The organism is Stutzerimonas kunmingensis (genome assembly GCF_032106285.1).
Classification (GTDB): Bacteria; Pseudomonadota; Gammaproteobacteria; order Pseudomonadales; family Pseudomonadaceae; genus Stutzerimonas; species Stutzerimonas kunmingensis_B.
Genome location: NZ_DAMCPO010000008.1, coordinates 119,281 through 137,553 on the forward strand (window position 1 = coordinate 119,281; position 18,273 = coordinate 137,553).

Here is an 18,273-nt window from a genome sequence, read left to right on the forward strand (position 1 = left end):
TCGGTATCAGCCTGATTCACGCAGCCACACGTCATTGATAGGTACGCCCTTGATCTCCACCGCCAACATCACCATGCAGTTCGGTGCTAAGCCGCTGTTCGAAAACGTTTCCGTCAAATTCGGCGGTGGCAACCGCTACGGCCTGATCGGCGCCAATGGCTGCGGCAAGTCGACCTTCATGAAGATTCTCGGTGGCGATCTGGAACCGTCCGCCGGCCAGGTGATGCTCGAGCCGAACGTGCGCCTGGGCAAGCTGCGCCAGGATCAGTTCGCCTACGAAGAATTCAACGTGATCGACACGGTGATCATGGGCCATGAGGAACTGTGGAAGGTTAAGGCTGAGCGCGACCGCATCTATTCGCTACCGGAAATGAGCGAAGAGGATGGTATGAAAGTCGGCGAACTCGAAGGTGAGTTCGCCGAAATGGACGGCTACACCGCAGAATCCCGTGCCGGAGAACTGCTGCTTGGCCTGGGTATTCCGCTGGAGCAGCATTTCGGCCCGATGAGCGAAGTCGCTCCCGGCTGGAAGCTGCGTGTGCTGCTGGCCCAGGCGCTGTTTTCCGATCCGGATGTGCTGCTGCTGGATGAACCGACCAACCACCTGGACATCAATACCATCCGCTGGCTGGAAACGATCCTCACGGCGCGTAACAGCACCATGATCATCATTTCCCACGACCGCCACTTCCTGAACTCGGTCTGCACCCACATGGCGGACCTGGATTACGGCGAGCTGCGCCTGTTCCCGGGCAACTACGACGAGTACATGACCGCGGCGACCCAGTCGCGCGAGCAGCTGCTGTCGGACAACGCCAAGAAGAAGGCGCAGATCGCCGAACTGCAGACCTTCGTCAGCCGCTTCTCGGCCAACGCCTCCAAGGCCAAGCAGGCTACCAGCCGCGCCAAGCAGATCGACAAGATCCAGCTGGCGGAGGTCAAGCCGTCCAGTCGTATCAGCCCGTTCATTCGCTTCGAGCAGACCAAGAAGCTGCACCGCCAGGCAGTGACCGTCGAGCGCCTGTCCAAGGGCTTCGACGACAAGGAACTGTTCAAGAACTTCAGCTTCACCGTCGAGGCCGGCGAGCGCGTGGCGATCATCGGTCCGAACGGCATCGGCAAGACCACCCTGCTGCGCACCCTGGTTGGTGAACTGACCCCGGACAGCGGCAGCGTCAAATGGACCGAAAGCGCCGACTACGGCTATTACGCCCAGGACCATGCCCATGACTTCGAGGATGACGTCAGTCTGTTCGACTGGATGAGCCAGTGGACTCAGGGCGGCGAGCAGCTGGTGCGCGGCACCCTCGGCCGCATGCTGTTCTCCAACGACGAGATCCTCAAGTCGGTCAAGGTCATCTCGGGTGGCGAACAGGGCCGCATGCTGTTCGGCAAGCTGATCCTGCAGAAGCCCAACGTGCTGGTGATGGACGAACCGACCAACCACCTCGACATGGAATCCATCGAGGCACTGAACCTGGCGCTGGAGAACTACCCGGGCACGCTGATCTTCGTCAGCCACGACCGTGAATTCGTCAGCTCGCTGGCGACCCGCATCATCGAGCTGTCGGAGAACGGCGTGACCGACTTCAGCGGCAGCTACGACGACTACCTGCGCAGCCAGGGCGTAATCGTCTGATCCTCACCCTGCCCGCGTATCGCAGCGCCTCTTTCTTCGGAGACGGCGCTGCAGACTCATAGACAACGTCTCAGCACTGCGCCGTGCCACGCATCAGCTGGCAAAGCGGCGGGCAAGGAAGTCCAGTAGCAGCGTATTCACCCTCCCCGCCTGTTCGTTCTGAATCCAGTGACCACACGGCGCCAGTTCGTGCCGTTCCAGATCCGGCACCCATTCCGGCATCTTCTTCAGCGTATAGGCCTCGAGCTCACCAACTGGGTCATGGTCGCCGATCAGAAAAATGGTCGGCTGCGTGATCTTGCGCCCCTGCAGCGGCTCGGTAACCTGCCAGTTGCGTTCGAAGTTGCGATACCAGTTCAGCGCACCGCGAAAACCGTGCTCGGCGAACGTCTGCCGATACACCGCCAGATCGTCTTCTGAGCACCAGTCGGGCAACGGCCCCGGCTGCATGTCGTCCTCGAACAAGGTGCCGTCGGCAGGCTTGTTCTGCAGCAACAGGTTCCTTTCCTGGTAATACATCAACAGGCGCAGGGTACGATCAATGTCGGCATCCAGTTCACGCTCGGCGCGACCGGGCTGCTGGAAATAGAGGATGTAGTTGAATCGATCACCGCTGGCTTCGCGCATGATTTCGGTCGCAGGCCGCCGCGGTCTTCCGGCGAAGGGCACCGACATGGTCACCAGCGCGGTGACCCGCTCCGGCTCCAGCAACGCGAGATACCAGGCGACCATTGCGCCCCAGTCGTGCCCGATTAGCGCCACCTGCCGGTGACCGAAATGATCCATGGCCGCACGAACGTCCCCACACAGCGTCAGCACATCGTAGGCCGAGACGTCCACTGGCGCGCCGCTGAGCCCGTAGCCACGCATCTCGGGAACGAACACGCGATAACCAGCCGCCACCAGTGAATCGATCTGATTGCGCCAGGAATACCAACACTCGGGGAAGCCATGCAGCAGCCAAACAGGCCTGCCCTCTTCCGGGCCGGCGCTATAAAGGCTGAGGGATATACCGTTCAGGTCGAGCTGGAAATGGTCTGCAGTACTGTTCATGAGGCCTCCTGACTGGAGGCCTCACTATGGCAAAGCCAGGCGCGCGTGTGCGCTGTATCAGTAGGGCGAAGGCCGCGACATCCCGCCGATGGATCAGCCCTGGGCGCTGGCCCAGTCGATCAGCCCGAACTGCCAGGTAGCCAGAATCAGCAGGCCGAAGCCGATCCGGTACCAGGCGAACGCCGCGTAGCTGTGATTGCCGATGAACTTGAGCAGCGCCCGCACTGCAAGCATCGCGAAGATGAACGAGGTGACGAATCCGACCGCGAACACGGCGAAATCGCCCGGCTGAAAGAGCTCGCGGTACTTGTAGCCGGAGTACACCGCCGCGCCGACCATGGTCGGCATGGCCAGAAAGAACGAGAACTCGGTAGCCGCCTTGCGCGACAGGCCGAACAGCAGGCCGCCAATGATGGTCGACCCCGACCGCGAGGTGCCGGGCACCAGTGCCAGGCACTGGGCGAAGCCGACTTTCAGTGCCAGTGCCCAGTTCATGTCGTCGACGGTTTCGGCACGAATGATGTGATCACGCCGTTCGGCCCAGAGCATGACGACACCGCCGATCACCAGCGCGGTGGCTACGGTGATGGGGTTGAACAGGTATTCGTGGATCAGGTCGGCAAAAGCGACACCGAGGACAACTGCAGGCATGAAAGCGATCAGCAGGTTCAAGGTGAACTTCTGCGCCTGAGACTCCTTGGGCAGGCCAATCACCACGTCCAGGATCTTGCGCCGATACTCCCAGATCACCGCGAGAATTGCCCCGAGCTGAATGATGATGTTGAAGGCCAGCGCCCGCTCGCCACCAAAACCGATCAGGTCCGCAACAATGATCTGGTGACCGGTACTGGATACCGGCAGAAACTCGGTTACACCCTCGACCACGCCCAGAATCAACGCCTGAATCGCAACCCAAAGATCCATCTATTCCCCTAAAGCGATGCAGCCCATCGCGACTCAATGCAACCAAGGTATATGTCAGAAAGCCATCTGGCCGGCTGTTCTGACTCGTTCGAGAGAACTAAATTCCTCTGCAAACGAAACGGGGCTCATTTTTAGCCACGGGCGGCCGAAAAGCTATACAGGGTGCCGCGAAACGACCGCATTCAGAAGGTCGACAGCGGCGCGACAGCCCCACCGATCAGCCAGAACAAAACGATAAGAAAGTCCATCAGGAGCCCTATTCATGAATCTGCTGCGCAACGTTCCCATTAGCAAGCGCCTCTGGCTGATCCCCGTGGTCGCCGTCGTCATGCTGTTCATCCTCGGCATGCTGATGATTCAGCAGGTCCGCTCCGACTTGTATCGTGGCAAGCAGGAGGCAACTCGGAACATAGTCGAGGCTGCATCCGGCGTGCTCGAGTACTACCGGGCACAGGAGACCAGTGGCGCCATGACCACGAGCGAAGCACAGAAGGCGGCCATGGAGCAGATCCGCCTGCTGCGCTACGACGGTCAGGACTATTACTGGATCAACGACCTCGGCCCGACCATGATCATGCATCCGATGCAGCCGAAGCTGGACGGCCAGGATCTGTCGAAGATCAAGGATCCGGAAGGCAAGGAACTGTTCAACGAGATGGTCAAGATCGCCCAGCGCGAAGGTGCTGGCCTGGTCGACTACATGTGGGCCAAGCCAGGCGAAGCAGATCCGGTACCGAAGATCTCCTACGTGCAGTTGTTCAAGCCCTGGGGCTGGATCATCGGCTCGGGCATCTACGTGGACGATGTCGAACAGGAATTCTGGAACTATCTGACTCGTTTCTCCCTGATCGGCCTGTTTATCTCGGCAATCATGGCCGTGCTGGTGGCGATCCTGATCCGCAGCATCGTGCGTCCCCTGCGCCACACCATGTCGGCGATGGCGAATATCGCCAGTGGCGAAGCCGATCTGACGCGTACTCTGGACGTATCCGGCAACGACGAGCTGAGCACCCTTGGTCGTGACTTCAACCGCTTCACCCAGAAACTGCGTACCGTGGTCGGTCAGCTGTTCGAGACAGCCGGCGCGCTGGATCAATCCTCCCGTTCGCTGAGCCAGCTTTCCGGTCAGGCCCATGAGCAGAGCCAGCAGCAGATGCTGCAAATGGAGCAGGTCGCCACCGCCGTCAACGAAGTCACCTACGCCGTACAGGAAGTCGCGAAGAACGCCGAGCATGCCTCCAGCGAAGTCGGCAACGCCGAAAATCAGGCGGGCCAGGGTCAGCGCAATATCGAAACGAGCCTGCAGCAGATCGACGAGCTTTCCGCGACCATCGGCCAGGCCGTCGACGTGATTCAGTCACTGGCTGATGAAACCACCAAGATCGGTTCGGTACTGGAAGTGATCGGCTCGATCGCCGAGCAGACCAACCTGCTCGCGCTCAATGCCGCGATCGAAGCTGCCCGAGCCGGTGAACAGGGCCGCGGTTTCGCCGTGGTGGCCGACGAAGTTCGTCTGCTGGCGCAGCGTACGCAGCAATCGACTGCCGAGATACATAGCATGATCGAACGCCTGCAGAAGAACTCCGGCGCTGCGGTAAACGTGATCATGGAAAGCAACCGCGCCTCCCAGCTCACCGTAGAGCAAGCCAGCCAGGCCGGCGAGAGCCTTGGCGAAATTGCCCAGGCGCTGCGCAACCTCTCAGGCCTGAACGCATCCATCGCCAGTGCCACGCTGCAACAGTCCCACGTGGTCGAGGACATCAACCAGAACGTGACCCAGGCGGCCGGGCTGGCGCAGGAAAGCACCCTGGCTGCCGAGCAGTCCAGTGAAGCTGGTAAGCGCCTTGGCGAACTCGCCGATCAGCTGAATCGTCTGCTGAGCCAGTTCAAGGTCTGATAAACCCTTTGCCTGCGGCCCGCCAGATGAGCAAGCCGCAGGCACTTCGACGAAGCAGGCGCCCCGCCCCACGCTCCATCGCGGAGCACGCCCTGAGAGATTCGATACATTTCCCGTCGCGACAGGTTGTCGCACGGGATTTTTTTTGCGTCCCGTGCCGATTCCCTCACGCTGTGCATGGCGTTGCGAAGTTTTTCAATATTTACAGGGAGTTAGCTCAAACGTACTAAGCCGACTCGGCCAGGCGTCAACGTTATACTTTTGGCTAATTGCAAAGCCCTTCAAATTTTTTCGAACTCGCATGTGACTCGTCAGTCCTCTGGGTACATCAACTGCAATGTAAGGCCAACGCCAACGAGCTTGGCTGCAGGTATTTTGGGTATCACACAGAGAGACATGCCCCATGCACACCCCGCTGCGTATCAATGAAGCCCTTTTGATCACCGACCGCGCGTTCAAGCCCTTCCAGTGCGTTGCCTGGACGCTGCCCGAAGGCAACGGTGAAGTCAGCATCACCGTCGTCGACCGCGACGAGGCCCGTCTGCTAGGCCGCTGCAAGATGTCCAGCAGCGTGTTCACCGATCCCGTGAAGCTCGGCGAAACCCTGGAACAGACTCGCGCGCAGCTGAGCCGCGACGGCGCGCATCTGTCGCCCTGGCACATGCCAGAGTAACCATGGCTTACAACGAACAAAGGCCTGCGGCGGTGCCCCAGGCCTTTTTTCATGTCCCGAATTCGGCTACGCCAACTGCTCTACTGATCCATTCGCGTGTTTGACGGTCTTAACAGCAACACGTGAAACAGGAGAAGCTCATGAAAGGTGCAGAAGCGTACGTCAACGATCAATGGCAAAGCTGCGGCCTCGCAGACCTTCCGCAAGACCCCGGCGCCCATACCGTGATACTGCACTTCATCGTGCCGCGAGATGCCCAGATGCCGGGCCTGATAACGCATATAGGCGAAATCGCACAGCGACACCTGAGCGATTTCTATGACGGTCGAGCCGTCTGTCACAAGCCCGCAACCGGCTCGGTGGTGGGCGACGGCAGCGGTGACGGAATCAACCTAGAATTCGAGATAGCAGCCGCGCGCTGACCGTGGTGGACGTCGGCGTCAGCTAAAGCCGAGCTTGAAGAAATCGCACCGAGCGCCTGGAAGGACGATTCAAGATGACCCCCTTTGACATGCAGCGCATGCTTCTGCACGAATTTCCCTTGATGTTCGTCGCCGAAGTGGCGTTGCGGGCATTGCTGGCCTTCGTCGCCGTGTTCGTCTTTCTCAAGGTCAGCGGCCGTCGCGGCATTCGCCAGCTTTCGGTGTTCGAGCTGGTGATCATCCTGACCCTCGGCTCCGCCGCGGGCGACGTTTCATTCTACGAAGATGTGCCGTTGCTGCCGGTCGCAGCGGTGTTCGCCACCCTGCTGGCGCTGTACCGCCTCACCGTGTTCTTCATGAATCGCAGCCCGCGATTCGAAGCCTGGCTCGAAGGCCATCCAGTCACCATTATTCGCGATGGCATCTATGAGCTGCGCAGCCTCGACAGCCTGAACATTTCTGCCGATGAATTCTTCATGGAGCTGCGCCAGCAAGGGGTCGAGCATCTTGGCCAGGTCAGGCTCGGCATTCTCGAGAACGATGGCAACGTCAGCCTGTTCTTCCATGAGGACCACGCGGTACGCCCTGGATTGTCCGTCCTCCCGCCGGAATACCGACCGGTCTTCCGCCAGGTTCCGGCGGCCGGCATGTACGCCTGCAGCCGCTGCGGTTTTCCCCAGGCGCTGGAGAGCCAGCAAAGCCAACAATGCCCGCGGTGTTCCAATCCAACCTGGTCGAAGGCGCTTTCCACACAGAGATCGCGCTGATACACGGTCAGAACCGCCATCCTGCTGGCCGGTCAGTTGTTAGAGGCGCCGGAATTCGCTTCCTGGATACGCCTTCTCTACTCACTGCAGCAGGAGCACACCATGCTTGGCGACTATTCATCGATCAACGATCACCTCGACACCGCGCGCAAACATGCCGATCAGGCTGAAACCGAAGCCAAACCCGAGCTCTATCGCGAAGCCATCGACGAGCTGGTCGCAGCCATTCGATTGCTGATGCGCAACAGCAACGAAAAGGACAGTTGAGCCCATCCAAAAGCCTCGCCGGTAGCTACCCCGGCGAGGCCATAGCGGGAACGGTCATACATGCGCAACGACACTCTGATGGACGACCCGGTGCCCCTGGCCGAGGGCACTCGCCCTGTTCCTGCCGATGAGACCGGCGACACCGGTACGCTACTGTGTCCAACACTGCCGCCGGACCTGCATTACGTCGATGATTCCCAGCCGGGCATCCGCCGCAGGCGACTGCGCGGCAAGTTCGTCTACTTCGAGCCGAACGGCGAGCGCATTCGCGACGAGGAGGAAATTCGTCGCATCAACAAGCTGGCGATCCCACCCGCTTATCGTGACGTATGGATATGCCCGGATGCTCAAGGGCATCTTCAGGCGACCGGGCGCGACGCCCGTGGACGGAAGCAATACCGCTATCACACGCGCTGGCGAGAGATTCGCGACAGCGACAAGTACGAACGAATGCTCGAGTTCGGTGAAGCCTTGCCGAAACTGCGCCGCGATCTGGAAAAACACCTGGCTAGACCCGGCATGGCGCGTGAGAAGGTCATGGCCCTGGTGGTGATGTTGCTGGAGTCGACCCTGATCCGGATCGGCAACTCGCGCTATGCGAGGGACAACCGATCCTACGGGCTGACGACCCTGCGTACGCGTCACGTGGATGTCAAAGGAACATCGATCCGCTTCCACTTTCGAGGCAAGAGCGGCGTGGAGCACGAAGTCACCCTGCGCGACCGTCGGTTGGCCAGGCTGATGCGCAGCTGCATGGAGCTGCCGGGCCAGCAGCTGTTTCAGTACCTGGATGAAGATGGTCAGCGCCGCGCGGTCAGCTCCAACGACGTGAACCTATATCTTCGCGAAATGACCGGTCGCGACTTCACCGCCAAGGACTATCGCACCTGGGCCGGAAGCGCGCTGGCACTGGAACGGCTACGCAAGCTGGACGCATCCACGGAAGCCGTCGCCAAGCAAAATCTGGTCGAGACGGTGAAGCAGGTCGCCAGCCAGCTGGGCAACACCCCTGCGGTCTGCCGCCAGTGCTACATCCACCCGGCGATTCTGCAAGCCTTCAGCGCAGGCGAGCTGGCTGATGTGCGCGCCGCGCGCAAACGCAAGTGGCTCAGCGCCGAAGAGGTTGCGTTGCTGGCTTTTCTCCGCAAAGCGGCGGGCTGAAGCGCTAGTGCTGATGCAGGGTGACGCGATTGCGACCGGCCGCCTTCGAGGCATAGAGCGCCGAATCGGCCCATTCGATCAGTTGCGCATGACTGTGGGTGGGGACGCTGAGGTCCGCAACACCCAGACTGATGGTGAAGCGAATGCGGTGCTGCTCGTGCTGAACCTCGCGGCTCTCCACCGCATGCCGCAAACGCTCTGCAAAGGTCATTGCACCCTGTTTGTCGGTATCCGGTAGCAGTACCACGAACTCTTCACCGCCGTAGCGGCCAGCCACGTCCGAATCGCGCAAATTCTCGCGAATCAGCTCCGCGACCTGCTGAATCACGGTATCGCCTACCTGATGTCCATAGGTATCGTTGATCGCCTTGAAGTGGTCGATATCGAACATGACCAAAGCCGCCTGGCTGTCATAGCGGCGATGACGAGCGTAATCCAGGCGGAGCATCTCTTCCCAGTGCCCGCGGTTGTAGAGCCCGGTCAACCGGTCAGTGCTGGACAGGCGCTGCAACTCGGCATTCGCCGCCTGCAACTGGCGGCGGTTCACGGCGACATCGGTGACGTCATAGATGATCAGGCACACCTGGTCGATGCTGCCGTTGACGCCCTTGAGAGGCAGCAGCGTGGTGTTCTGGTACATGAAGTCTTCCAGCCCGGTGATCGGCTGGTAGTTCTTGAAGCGCAGCAGATAAGGGCGCTGCTCCCAGATGGTGAAAGATGGCGTACCGAGGGTCATCACGCTTTCCACCTTGCGGCGGAACCAGTCTTCATCGACTTCGGGAAACAGCGTGAAGAACGACCGATTGCGCGCATTCTCCGGCTGCAAACCGGAACGGTTTTCCATGAAAGTGTTCCAGACCTCGACACGGTAGTCGCGGTCCAGCACGACGACGCCCACGTCGATGCTCTGGACGATCGCCAGCAACCAGTGAAGCTCGTTCAACTCGGCAGAATTGCTCATGCTCAATCCATCAGGTGGGCAAGCTTGCGGGTCAGCAGCTCGACCGAATCTTCCGTGAACAACAGCAGCAGGTCAAAGTGGATATCGTGCCCTTCCAGGCTGTAGCTGATCTCGACCGCCAGGGTCTTCTTCCATCGGGCGCTATTGAGCCGGATCAGCTCGTCGATCGAAGCGTGCTGCCCCAGCACCTGCGGGTGCCCCTGGGAAAAAACCACTTCGATCTGCTCGGCGATTCCGCTGAGGCATGCGCTGATCAGCAGGCTCGACAGATCCAGGAGCATCTCCATCTCCAGGTAGTCCTGCCGCCGCATCAGCCGCGCCATGTCGGCCACTTCGGAGTCATGGAACAGCAGCAGCGCCTCGCCTGCGATACCGCCGCCGATGTAGCCCTGGCAGACGGCGGTCAACTTCTCGCCGCGCGCGGCATCGGCCAGCGCCATATGCAGCTCGCCGACTTCGAGAATATTTACATTGGGAATCGGCAACTGGATGAACACACCCAGCACCCGCGCCAGGAGTGCCGCAGCCCGCCCCATGGCGATGTTGACCACCTCACGAAAGGTATCGCGAAAACCGATCTTTTCCCCGGCGACCCTAGCGATCAGAGGCGAGACATCATCCAGCAGGCCAAGGCTCGCCAGCGTCTGATGCAGGTGCACCGAATCGGCGGGCTTCTTGATGAAAGCCAGCGCGCCGAGGGCCAGGACACGGCGCACGGCCTCATCCTGAATGTCGGCGGATATCACTATCGTCTTGCACTGCAGCCGTTCTTCGCGCAGCTGCGCGAGGACCTGATAACCATCCAGCTCGGGCATGGTGAGGTCGAGCAAGAGGACGTCGACGCCACCCTCGCGAACTTGCTCCAACGCTTCGAGGCCGGTGGCCGCCTGACTGACGTCGACCGGCCAACCGGCAGGCAGCGCTTGCAGAAGCTGCTTGCGCGCCAGCGCGGAGTCATCGCAGATCAACAGGGAAATGGCAGACATGTGGTGCGAGCTCTCGTTGCCCGATTAACCTTGGCACGAGAGCTTATCGCAGGAAAGGCGCGCTGTGCGCACCATGAAGGCAAAATAGTGGCATTTCACCTTAAAAACTGCCGAGCGGCCCGGCGGTGCTACTCCGACGGGCTGTTTCGCATCAGTAATAGGCGTTCTCGCGGTTGGTGTGATCGGTCACGTCGCGCACGCCCTTGAGCTCTGGAATCCGAGCCAGCAGGGTCTTCTCGATACCTTCCTTGAGGGTGACGTCCGCCTGTCCGCAGCCCTGACAACCACCGCCGAACTGCAGCACTGCGATGCCTTCCTCGACCACATCGATCAGCGTGACCTGCCCGCCATGGCTGGCCAGGCCCGGATTGATCTCGGTCTGCAGGTAATAGTTGATGCGCTCGTTCATCGGGCTGTCTTCATTGACCATCGGCACCTTGGCATTCGGCGCCTTGATGGTCAGCTGGCCACCCATCCGGTCAGTCGCGTAGTCGACCAGTGCATCCTCGAGGAAGGGTTCGCTGGTGCCATCGATCCAGGCCGTGAAGCTCTTCAGCGCCAGTGCAATGTCGTCAGGCTTCTCCTCGCCCGGCTTGCAGTAGGCGATGCAGGTTTCAGCATACGGGGTGCCCGGCTGGGTAATGAAGATGCGAATGCCGATGCCGGTGGTGTTCTGCTTCTCGAGCAGGTCGGCCAGATAATCGTGTGCAGCTTCGGTAATGGTGATCGCGCTCATGGGAACTCCTCGCAGACATGCGCCGCAGTGTACGCCAAACCACTGCCGCGGTTAAGTCCTAGTATTTTAGTCGGGTTAAACGTGGTCGAGTTCCGGCCGCAGTCGCCGCTCGCGGCGAATCAGAGATTTTCGTAGCGATTCATATCCAGTACGCCCGCTTCCAGTGGCTCGGTTTCTTCGAGATAGCGGGTCAAATCGTTGAAGTAATCCCAGAAACGCGGATGGCTGCGCCGCACGCCCCAGCGGTCGACCAGGCGCTCCAGCTGATCACTCCCCCTGACCTTCTCCAGGGCTGCGACAAATGCCGGCACCTCGGCAGCAGGCACATTGAAGAGGAAATTCGGATAGCTGCTGAGTACCCCTGGATACACCGTCAGGGTGTCCAACCTTGGCTGCCAGCGCAGCGACTCGCCGTACATGAAGGCGACGTTGCTGTGGGCGCGGTTGCGCAGCAGGCTGTATATCTCACGCCGATCGCCGTCGTACTCGATACGCAGCAGCGTGGCCTCCGGCAGATACTGGATCGCCGGCAAGCCTCCGGCGAGTCGGTTGGTCAGACGACTGAGCGCCTGCTCGGCCCCTTGCAGGCTCGCTGGCTGCCCTGCGCGGTAGCACTGGGTACCCTGGCAACGATTGATCGGATCGGGGGCTGCGTTGATGCCGGCGTACATTGCCAGCATCTCTCGAGCGAACGCGCGCTTCGGATCAGCCCTGTTCAGCGTCAGCAGCGAGGGTGTGGAATCGTCGATGGAGGTGTAGGCCAAGAGCAGCTTCAGCTGCCCACCCTGCTCGTACCAGCCATCGAGGATGGCCTGGCGTGAGGCGGCCGGTAGCAGCCGAAGGAAGTTCAGCTCCGCGCCGTTGCGAATCAGGTCGAAGTAAAGCCGTGTCTGGCCCTGATGGGAGACGTTGCCGAACACGTCGAAATTGACCACGAGTTGGTAGTAGGTGCGCTCGAGCAGCGGATAGTCCATCCACCAGAGCGTCTGCGGAATCTCGCCGATCAGCCCTTTGCGCACCGAGGCGCTGTCATGCTGGCGGAAGATGCTCAGCAAGGCATTGTCATTGCCGGACCAGATCTGCTTCCACTGCGCGGGCTTGCCCGCATAGGCATTCATGCGCAGCTGTTCGTACTGATTGCGCTTGACCCGGTAGCTCTTCCAGAACGCAAGCAGGTCGCCCATTTCATCGAACTGCCCGGGCATCGCCAGCAGCGGCGTGGTCTGTTCGCGATAGCGCCGGTCGGTAATGTACAGATCGTGCTGCGGGTCCTGGAAGAACACCCAGAAGTTGTCGCGAATCACGTCCGTGGCGATCTGCCCGCGGCACACCGGCCCGCGGATAAAGGTGCGGACGAAATACTCGGCGTTATCCAGCATGAACTGGTACCGCGCCTCGGCAGGAATAGCCTGGAAAGTCTTGAACGGATTGGCTCTGTGATCTGCGCCGTAACCTGGGATGGCATCCACCGTCGAGTCACCGCTGAAGAACAGCGAACGGACCCGCGCCAGCTTCGCAGCGCTGAGTGGATAGGTGATGTGCGTCTTATGCACGATCACGTCGGTAATCGGTCGCAGGCGATAGCTGAACCGGGTACCCGGATCATCGTTCGGCCGTCGCGTCGCAATGGCGTCGACCGGCTCGCCACTGGGCGTGCGCGAACGCACCAGCTGATAGAAGCGACCGCCTCCCTCCCCTTCGAAGTACAGATGCGCGATGAAAAGGTGCTCATACAACCAGCGGCCAACCAGATTGCCGCGTGCACCGGGAGTGTTGAGCAAGCGTTCCCATTCGTCGATCTGCACGGACTCGGTTGCCGAAGGCTCGGGCGGCGAACTCGCCTCGACTGACGCTCCCTGCTCCAGCCAACGCTGCAGGAGTGCGTACTCGGTATCGCTCAGCCCGGTTACGGCGAAAGGCATGCCGCCATGCATGTTGCGTCGGGCGTAGCGGTCGAATTCATCCGGCAGCGGGCAGGTGTTTTCCCGGCCGATGCCGATCTCCAGCGCCGACGGCAGCTTGGCATTGGGCGTCAGCGGCTGGCTGCGACCGAGCTCGAGCATTCGTGCCATCAGCGCAGCCTGGTTGCCCTCGCTATCGAGTACCGAATTGAAGCCCTTGCGCCGCCACGCGGCGTCGTGATCGGCGTCCAGAAACAGGCGCGTGGGCTCCTGGGCCTTTACCCGTACGCCGTTGTAGACCGGCAGCTTGTTCGCGCCGCGGGATACACCCTCACCGCTGCCGAGATTGAGCTGGCAAGGCGAGTCATAACAGGCATGGCAAGCGACGCACTTGGCGGTGAATATCGGCTGGATGTCACGCTGATAAGAGAGGGCTTCGGCGCGCGCAGCGGTGAACGAGAGGAATAGAAGGCAAGCGAGCCAGAAACGAAATGACATGCATCGAACGCCTTGAGATGAGTGCGCATTCTATTCGCCTCTGCCGGGTCACGGCCAACGCCTGCCAACCTGAATAATCTTCATGCAAAAGCGCGAAGGCTAAAAAAGCATGCAGCTTTGCTATCATTCGCGCTCTTTTGTCCCAGCTTTTCAGGTAGTCCCCATGTCCACTCGCAGCTCCCGTCTTCAGGCCCTTCAGCAAGCGCTCAAAGAGCGCATCCTGATTCTCGACGGCGGCATGGGAACCATGATCCAGAGCTACAAGCTGGAAGAGGAAGACTACCGCGGCGCGCGCTTCGCCGACTGGCCGCAAGACGTCAAAGGCAACAATGACCTCTTGCTGCTGAGCCGCCCCGATATCATCCAGGCCATTGAAAAGGCCTACCTCGACGCCGGCGCCGACATCCTCGAAACCAACACCTTCAACGCTACCCAGGTTTCTCAGGCCGACTACGGCATGGAATCGCTGGTGTATGAGCTGAACGTCGAAGGCGCACGCCTGGCGCGTGAAATGGCCGACGCCAAGACCGCCGAAACGCCGGACCGTCCGCGCTTCGTCGCAGGCGTACTCGGCCCGACCAGCCGCACCTGCTCGATCTCCCCGGACGTCAACAACCCCGGCTATCGCAACGTCACCTTCGATCTGCTGGTGGAGAACTACGTCGAGGCCACGCGCGGCCTGATCGAGGGCGGCGCCGATCTGATCCTGATCGAAACGATCTTCGACACGCTCAATGCCAAGGCGGCCATCTTCGCCGTGCAGCAGGTGTTCGAAGACGAAGGTGTCGAACTGCCGATCATGATCTCCGGCACCATCACCGATGCCTCCGGCCGCACCCTGTCCGGGCAGACCACCGAGGCATTCTGGAACTCGGTGCGCCACGCCAAGCCGATCTCCGTGGGCCTGAACTGCGCTCTGGGCGCCAAGGACCTGCGCCCATACCTGGAAGAGCTCTCCAGCAAGGCCGAAACCTTCGTTTCCGCGCATCCCAACGCCGGCCTGCCGAACGCCTTCGGCGAATACGATGAAAGCCCCGCAGAGATGGCCGCGGTGGTCGAGGAATTCGCCTCCTCCGGCTTTCTCAACATCATCGGCGGCTGCTGCGGTACCACGCCTGCTCACATCCAGGCGATTGCCGAGGCTGTCAGCAAGTACCCGCCGCGCGCCATTCCAGACATCCCCAAGGCCTGCCGCCTGTCCGGCCTGGAGCCGTTCACCATCGACCGCAGCTCGCTGTTCGTCAACGTCGGCGAGCGCACCAACATCACCGGCTCCGCCAAGTTCGCCCGCCTGATCCGCGAGGAGAACTACACTGAGGCCCTGGAAGTCGCCCTGCAGCAGGTCGAAGCCGGCGCCCAGGTGATCGACATCAACATGGACGAGGGCATGCTGGACTCGAAGGCGGCCATGGTCACCTTCCTCAACCTGATCGCCGGCGAACCGGACATCTCCCGCGTGCCGATCATGATCGACTCCTCCAAGTGGGAAGTGATCGAGGCGGGTCTGAAGTGCATTCAGGGCAAGGGCATCGTCAACTCGATCTCCATGAAGGAAGGCGTCGAGCAGTTCAAGCACCACGCCCACCTGTGCAAGCGCTATGGCGCCGCCGTGGTGGTCATGGCCTTCGACGAGGCCGGCCAGGCCGATACCGCCGCACGCAAGCGCGAGATCTGCCAGCGCAGCTACGACATTCTGGTCAACGACGTCGGCTTTCCGCCAGAAGACATCATCTTCGACCCGAACATCTTTGCCATCGCCACCGGCATCGAGGAACACAACAACTACGCAGTCGACTTCATCGAGGCCTGCGCTTTCATTCGCGACAACCTGCCCTACGCGCTGACCTCCGGCGGCGTATCCAACGTGTCGTTCTCCTTCCGCGGCAACAACCCGGTGCGCGAAGCGATCCACTCGGTATTCCTGTTCCATGCGATCAAGGCGGGCCTGACCATGGGCATCGTCAACGCTGGTCAGCTGGAGATCTACGACGAGATTCCCAAGGAGCTGCGCGACGCGGTCGAGGACGTGGTACTCAACCGCAGCGCCAACGGCACCGAAGGCTTGCTGGAGCTTGCTGACAAATACAAGGGCGACGGCTCCGTGAAGGAGGCCGAAACCGAAGAGTGGCGCAGCCTACCGGTGGACAAGCGCCTCGAGCATGCACTGGTCAAGGGCATCACCGCCTTTATCGTCGAAGACACCGAGGAATGCCGCCAGCAGTGCAAGCGACCCATCGAGGTGATCGAAGGCCCGCTGATGAGCGGTATGAACGTGGTTGGCGACCTGTTCGGCGCCGGCAAGATGTTCCTGCCACAGGTGGTCAAATCCGCCCGTGTGATGAAGCAGGCCGTCGCCCATCTGATTCCCTTCATCGAAGCGGAAAAAGGCGACAAGCCGGAAGCCAAGGGCAAGATCCTCATGGCCACAGTGAAAGGCGACGTGCACGACATCGGCAAGAACATCGTCGGCGTGGTGCTCGGCTGTAACGGTTACGACGTGGTCGACATGGGCGTGATGGTGCCGGCGGAGAAGATTCTGCAGACCGCCATCGCCGAGAAGTGCGACATCATCGGCCTCTCCGGCCTGATCACCCCGTCGCTGGACGAGATGGTCCACGTCGCCAAGGAAATGCAGCGTCAGGGCTTCAGCCTGCCGCTGATGATCGGTGGCGCCACCACGTCCAAGGCGCATACCGCGGTGAAGATCGACCCGCAGTACCACAACGATGCCGTGGTCTACGTCACCGACGCCTCGCGTGCGGTGGGCGTTGCCACGACCCTGCTGTCGAAAGAACTGAAGCCGGCCTTCGTCGAAAAAACTCGCGAAGAGTACGCCATGATCCGCGAGCGCACGGCCAACCGTAGCGCGCGCACCGAACGGCTGAGCTACGCCCAGGCGGTTGCCAACAAGCCGCAGTTCGACTGGGCCGGCTATACGCCGGTCAAGCCTAGCTTCACTGGCCGCCAGTTGCTGGAGGACATCGACCTGCGCACGCTGGCCGAGTACATCGACTGGACGCCCTTCTTCATCGCCTGGGACCTGGCCGGTAAGTACCCGCGCATCCTTGAGGACGAAGTGGTCGGCGAAGCGGCTACCTCGCTGTTCAGCGATGCCCAAGCGATGCTGAACAAGCTGATCGACGAGAAGCTGATCCGCGCCCGTGCGGTGTTCGGCTTCTGGCCGGCCAATCAGGTGCAGGACGACGATCTTGAAGTGTATGGCGACAACGGCGAGAAGCTGGCCACCCTGCACCACCTGCGCCAGCAGATCATCAAGCCGGACGCCAAGCCGAACCTTTCCCTAGCCGACTTCGTCGCGCCGAAGGACAGCGGCATCACCGACTATGTAGGCGGCTTTATCTGCACCGCGGGCATCGGTGCCGAGGAGCTGGCCAAGGCCTATCAGGACAAAGGCGACGACTACAACTCGATCATGGTCAAGGCGCTCGCCGACCGCCTCGCCGAAGCCTGCGCCGAGTGGCTGCATCAACAGGTGCGCAAGCAGTACTGGGGCTACGCTCAGGATGAGCAGCTGAGCAACGAGGAGCTGATCCGCGAACAGTACAAGGGCATCCGCCCTGCCCCCGGCTATCCGGCCTGCCCGGACCATACCGAGAAAGGCACGCTGTTCCAGTTGCTGGATGCCGACGGCATCAGCCAGGTCACCCTCACCGAGCACTACGCCATGCTGCCGACCGCAGCGGTCAGCGGCTGGTATTTCGCCCATCCCGAGGCGCAGTATTTCGCCGTCGGCAAGATCGACAAGGATCAGGTGGGAAGCTACAGCCAGCGCAAGGGCGAAGACATCGCCGTCAGCGAACGCTGGCTGATGCCGAACCTGGGTTACGACAACTGATCCCGCGGCGGGCGCCGCGAGCGCTCGCCGTCGTTCCGCTCAATGGAGCTTGCACCATGTCATCCGAAACACCGCTGCTGATCGACGAACTCGAAACCGCCGACATGCTGATCATCGACGACCTGCATGCCTGGCAGTTCGCACTGAACGAGGCGCTGCTCGATGATGCCGACGCCGCGGCCGAGGCCAATCAGCCATTCGCCAGTGACGACATCCTGTTGACCGTCGATCTGCTCGATGGCCGCACGCGTCGCCAGTGGCAGTTCAGCTACAACCAGATCATGGAAGCCCAGCGCCAACCCGATGACGAAAGCTGGCTACTGGAAGGCCCGCATCGACTGCAGTGCCTCAATGCAATCGGCGGCGAGGACGAGTAACGCACCTCTAGCCGCCTCGCCCTGCGCGGGCGCGACGGCTATTGAACTCGCAGTCGTCCCTTCTTCGGCGGCTGCCACTGACTTCGCGCCCTCCATCAACGGCCGTTCGATATAGCGAGCACCATCAGGATCGCCAGCCCACGGAGAAATTGAAT

The 18,273-nt window shown here is 61.0% G+C and carries 15 protein-coding genes; 9 read left to right on the forward strand and 6 right to left on the reverse strand.

Annotated elements, in window-relative coordinates; genetic code table 11:
* Positions 1-49: 49 nt before the first annotated feature.
* Entirely contained in the window at positions 50-1,639 is a 1,590-nt protein-coding gene (locus tag RT582_RS08770) for an ABC-F family ATPase (RefSeq protein ID WP_014820158.1), read from the forward strand.
* A gap of 93 nt (positions 1,640-1,732) precedes the next feature.
* On the opposite strand, the gene RT582_RS08775 is transcribed toward RT582_RS08770, so the two are convergent.
* A complete protein-coding gene (locus RT582_RS08775; RefSeq protein ID WP_313477174.1) occupies positions 1,733-2,692 on the reverse strand; it encodes an alpha/beta fold hydrolase in 960 nt (319 codons plus the stop codon).
* A gap of 93 nt (positions 2,693-2,785) precedes the next feature.
* On the reverse strand, positions 2,786-3,616 hold the full coding sequence (locus tag RT582_RS08780) for an undecaprenyl-diphosphate phosphatase (RefSeq protein WP_014820156.1): 831 nt from the start codon (positions 3,614-3,616) through the stop codon (positions 2,786-2,788).
* Positions 3,617-3,878: 262 nt separating this feature from the next.
* On the opposite strand from RT582_RS08780, the gene RT582_RS08785 reads away from it, so the two are divergent.
* The 6 genes from RT582_RS08785 to RT582_RS08810 all read left to right on the forward strand — a co-directional run bounded on the left by RT582_RS08785 (position 3,879) and on the right by RT582_RS08810 (position 8,803).
* Positions 3,879-5,513 (forward strand): methyl-accepting chemotaxis protein, encoded by a 1,635-nt coding sequence (locus RT582_RS08785; protein WP_125898409.1) that lies wholly within the window; start codon positions 3,879-3,881, stop codon positions 5,511-5,513.
* Between the two features lie 403 nt (positions 5,514-5,916).
* The gene (locus RT582_RS08790; protein WP_003300411.1) at positions 5,917-6,186 is read left to right on the forward strand and encodes a hypothetical protein; all 270 of its coding nucleotides are present in this window, start codon (positions 5,917-5,919) and stop codon (positions 6,184-6,186) included.
* Between the two features lie 140 nt (positions 6,187-6,326).
* Complete coding sequence (locus RT582_RS08795) at positions 6,327-6,608, forward strand: hypothetical protein (RefSeq protein ID WP_313477175.1); 282 nt, start codon at positions 6,327-6,329, stop codon at positions 6,606-6,608.
* 74 nt (positions 6,609-6,682) lie between these two features.
* Positions 6,683-7,375: a DUF421 domain-containing protein gene (locus RT582_RS08800; protein WP_090520379.1), complete on the forward strand. Its 693-nt coding sequence runs from the start codon at positions 6,683-6,685 to the stop codon at positions 7,373-7,375.
* A gap of 102 nt (positions 7,376-7,477) precedes the next feature.
* Positions 7,478-7,642: a hypothetical protein gene (locus RT582_RS08805; protein ID WP_003300414.1), complete on the forward strand. Its 165-nt coding sequence runs from the start codon at positions 7,478-7,480 to the stop codon at positions 7,640-7,642.
* A 60-nt stretch (positions 7,643-7,702) separates the two neighbouring features.
* The gene (locus tag RT582_RS08810; RefSeq protein ID WP_090520381.1) at positions 7,703-8,803 is read left to right on the forward strand and encodes a DNA topoisomerase IB; all 1,101 of its coding nucleotides are present in this window, start codon (positions 7,703-7,705) and stop codon (positions 8,801-8,803) included.
* 4 nt (positions 8,804-8,807) lie between these two features.
* Here the strand turns inward: RT582_RS08810 and RT582_RS08815 are convergent, their stop codons facing one another.
* The 4 genes from RT582_RS08815 to RT582_RS08830 form a co-directional block, all read right to left on the reverse strand.
* Positions 8,808-9,764 (reverse strand): sensor domain-containing diguanylate cyclase, encoded by a 957-nt coding sequence (locus RT582_RS08815; RefSeq protein ID WP_023445314.1) that lies wholly within the window; start codon positions 9,762-9,764, stop codon positions 8,808-8,810.
* A gap of 2 nt (positions 9,765-9,766) precedes the next feature.
* Entirely contained in the window at positions 9,767-10,750 is a 984-nt protein-coding gene (locus RT582_RS08820) for a response regulator (protein WP_313477176.1), read from the reverse strand.
* Positions 10,751-10,901: 151 nt separating this feature from the next.
* Complete coding sequence (gene nfuA, locus RT582_RS08825; RefSeq protein WP_003300421.1) at positions 10,902-11,486, reverse strand: Fe-S biogenesis protein NfuA; 585 nt, start codon at positions 11,484-11,486, stop codon at positions 10,902-10,904.
* Between the two features lie 119 nt (positions 11,487-11,605).
* Positions 11,606-13,885, reverse strand: coding sequence for a fatty acid cis/trans isomerase (locus tag RT582_RS08830; RefSeq protein ID WP_313477177.1), 2,280 nt, complete (start codon positions 13,883-13,885; stop codon positions 11,606-11,608).
* A 163-nt stretch (positions 13,886-14,048) separates the two neighbouring features.
* Here RT582_RS08830 and metH point away from each other — a divergent pair, with 163 nt between their 5' ends.
* The gene (gene metH, locus RT582_RS08835) at positions 14,049-17,741 is read left to right on the forward strand and encodes a methionine synthase (protein ID WP_313477178.1); all 3,693 of its coding nucleotides are present in this window, start codon (positions 14,049-14,051) and stop codon (positions 17,739-17,741) included.
* 56 nt (positions 17,742-17,797) lie between these two features.
* Entirely contained in the window at positions 17,798-18,118 is a 321-nt protein-coding gene (locus tag RT582_RS08840; RefSeq protein WP_046618993.1) for a DUF5629 family protein, read from the forward strand.
* Positions 18,119-18,273: the final 155 nt, after the last annotated feature.